Source organism: Oleiphilus sp. HI0061, from assembly GCF_001635675.1.
The window spans coordinates 1-2428 of sequence record NZ_LWFE01001205.1 but is presented as its reverse complement, the minus strand read 5'-3'; the positions used below and the strand labels follow the sequence as shown (position 1 = coordinate 2428).

Here is a 2428-nt window from a genome sequence, read left to right as displayed (position 1 = left end):
GATAATATTGGGTCGGTACTTACAGGCGCAGAGAAAACGAATTCTTGAATAGTATTGTGCTCTCTTGCGTACTTTGATTGCCACTCTGGTTTAATAGCGTATTCATACTGGTAGATTGACTTACCAATATTTGAGATGCATATACCTGACTCTTCGAAAACTTCTCGGATCGCAGCTTTTTGAAGGCTCTCGCCTAGCTCTTTCCCCCCAGTAACACTTTGCCAAAAACCAGAAAGAGCTAAGTCTGGGCGAGGTACCCGCTTTAACAACAGATACTGTCTTTGGTTTCTAGTTTCTCGATAAAGAAATACACTGACTGAAATTGGTTCTCGCATAAATACCCGTACTTTGCACATAAAGCGAATGTTGAAATGTATCTTGTAGCTATGATTTACCAATTGTCTTTGAGGTTTCCAATCAATATGTTGGTTTGTTTTTTACAGCTAAAAAATATCTTTGGTGAGAGTATTCAAAGGGATAACCTTTTACAACAGTTTCAATGAGAAAAGAGCGTTTTAGGTCGAGTGTAAGCATTGGCTCAATTTTAAAACTGGCTGCATTACCCTTATCTAAATAAGTGATTAAAACGGTAATTTTGCATACGTACTTGTAATCCTGGTATGTTGTCAGTCGAAAATATCTTGGAGCTAATAAACTAGCGCTTTGTGCTCAAAGCCAGCATTCCATGAGCGTTCGTAAATGTTATATTTAGGCCAAATCTAAACCAAGCTTCAACGGCAGCTAATGGCACAATCAACGTCACTTAAAAAATAGATTACCGCCTGCGCGGTAATGACAGAAAAGCGGACAATGTGATAGTTCGAAAATGTCGGCTGTCTCATCACAGCTGCCAAAAAGCAAAACCCGCCAAAAGACCGCTTTGTGAAGGTAACTGCTATAGTTGTTACACAAGAAAAAGATCTGCTTTTTTCTTCTAACCGATGAAACTCATTTCGTTGGTTTTAGCCGAACTCTCTTGATAAGTGTTTATGGAATCACTGAACTGAAAGAGTCGGTTCAAACCAGTCTCAAAGGTCCGCTATCCGAACAAAGGCAATGAACTTTTCTTCTAGCTCAGCTAGAGATTAATGCCTACTTACTCATCGTTTGTGATAAGAAGCAAGGTCGGTTCTTGAATATTAAGTTATCTATTCCCATAAAATGACTCAGCGATGTGAGTAGTCGTAAACCTTTATAACCCTTTTACCGAAGACTTACCGAACATTCTTTCCCGTTTTTCATAATGATATGTAAATGGGTTGATACCAAACGCTTGAACAGCACCAATATCATCTCTAATATGGGATCGAAACTTATGTAGATAAGTTATTATACTATCCTCACGGCACGTATCTAGATCCAATACATCATTAAACACTGTCAACATGGGAGGGGCTAAAGAACGGTACTCTTGTTGAAATAGACCACATTTGCAAGCTTCTATTGCCGGCCAATCTAATGCTTTGATCTTATTTAGTACATCTTCTTTGGATAAACAGAATGATAACTCGTCTGCAGATCCAGAAAATGAGGCGATCGATACTAGATCTTCGGTCTCGTATTCATCACCGTGTTTTAGCCTGTAGGTCTGCGAGTACTCAAAATCCTTTGTGTTCAAAGTTTGTTGAAAATGAATAGCATATCGAAGCAGGGCATAGAGCAAAGCATCGAATGCACGAGGTACAATAAAGTGACGGAGCGCATGACTTTCAAATAAGGGAACGATAGTGAATGCTTTGACGAGTCGTTGTATAAGCGTGTAGCAACCAGCCCATCCGGTTTGTTTAAGGAACAGAGGGGTCATCTCTTCTAAGCTTTTCTCCAGCACCTTAGCACTGTGGAAGTGAGACGTTAATGTAAACATAAGCATTAGCCATACGCTCAGTGCGAAACAAATAGGGCAAGGTGGCGATAACGCCTGGAAATGGTTGATCGAAAGATATCGATAGGATTGAATTGAAAGCAATCGATGCTGTTTAAGCAAACCGCTAATTAATTTCAGACGTGACATACCATACTCTAAGACTAACGTTTCTAAATCGTGAATTTGCTCAAAATATCGGTCACGATGTGCTTCTGTATCATACGACTGAAGATAAAATGTGACGCTAGAAATTTTGCTCACCTCAACGCCATGAATTGCTCTTAGCTGCTTTTTCTTGCACCAACCTGCTTTGCAACATATTGCCCAAAAATCCGGATGCTCCGGCGAAAATCGTGATGGATATGGGAACGACAATCCCAATTTCTGTATTAGTCTGTCCTCGTCACCCCCCTGTGTCAGGATAGTTGTCGCCTCTGTTAATTTTTAATAATTGAATAGGAGGCGGTAAGAGAATATGAGTGAAGCATTATTCAAAAGAGTTTAAAGAAGCCATTGTTAAGAAGTGGCTTGAAAGTGGGTTATCATTAAGAACGTTTTCAGCCC

General features: G+C 39.8%; 2 protein-coding genes. Both read right to left on the bottom strand.

What is annotated here, in order from left to right:
• Window positions 1–335 (bottom strand): NUDIX domain-containing protein (locus A3735_RS18765; RefSeq protein WP_197485938.1); only part of this gene is annotated, 335 nt, incomplete at its 3' end.
• Window positions 336–1192: 857 nt separating this feature from the next.
• Window positions 1193–2011 (bottom strand): hypothetical protein, encoded by an 819-nt coding sequence (locus A3735_RS18760; protein WP_156495179.1) that lies wholly within the window; start codon window positions 2009–2011, stop codon window positions 1193–1195.
• Window positions 2012–2428: the final 417 nt, after the last annotated feature.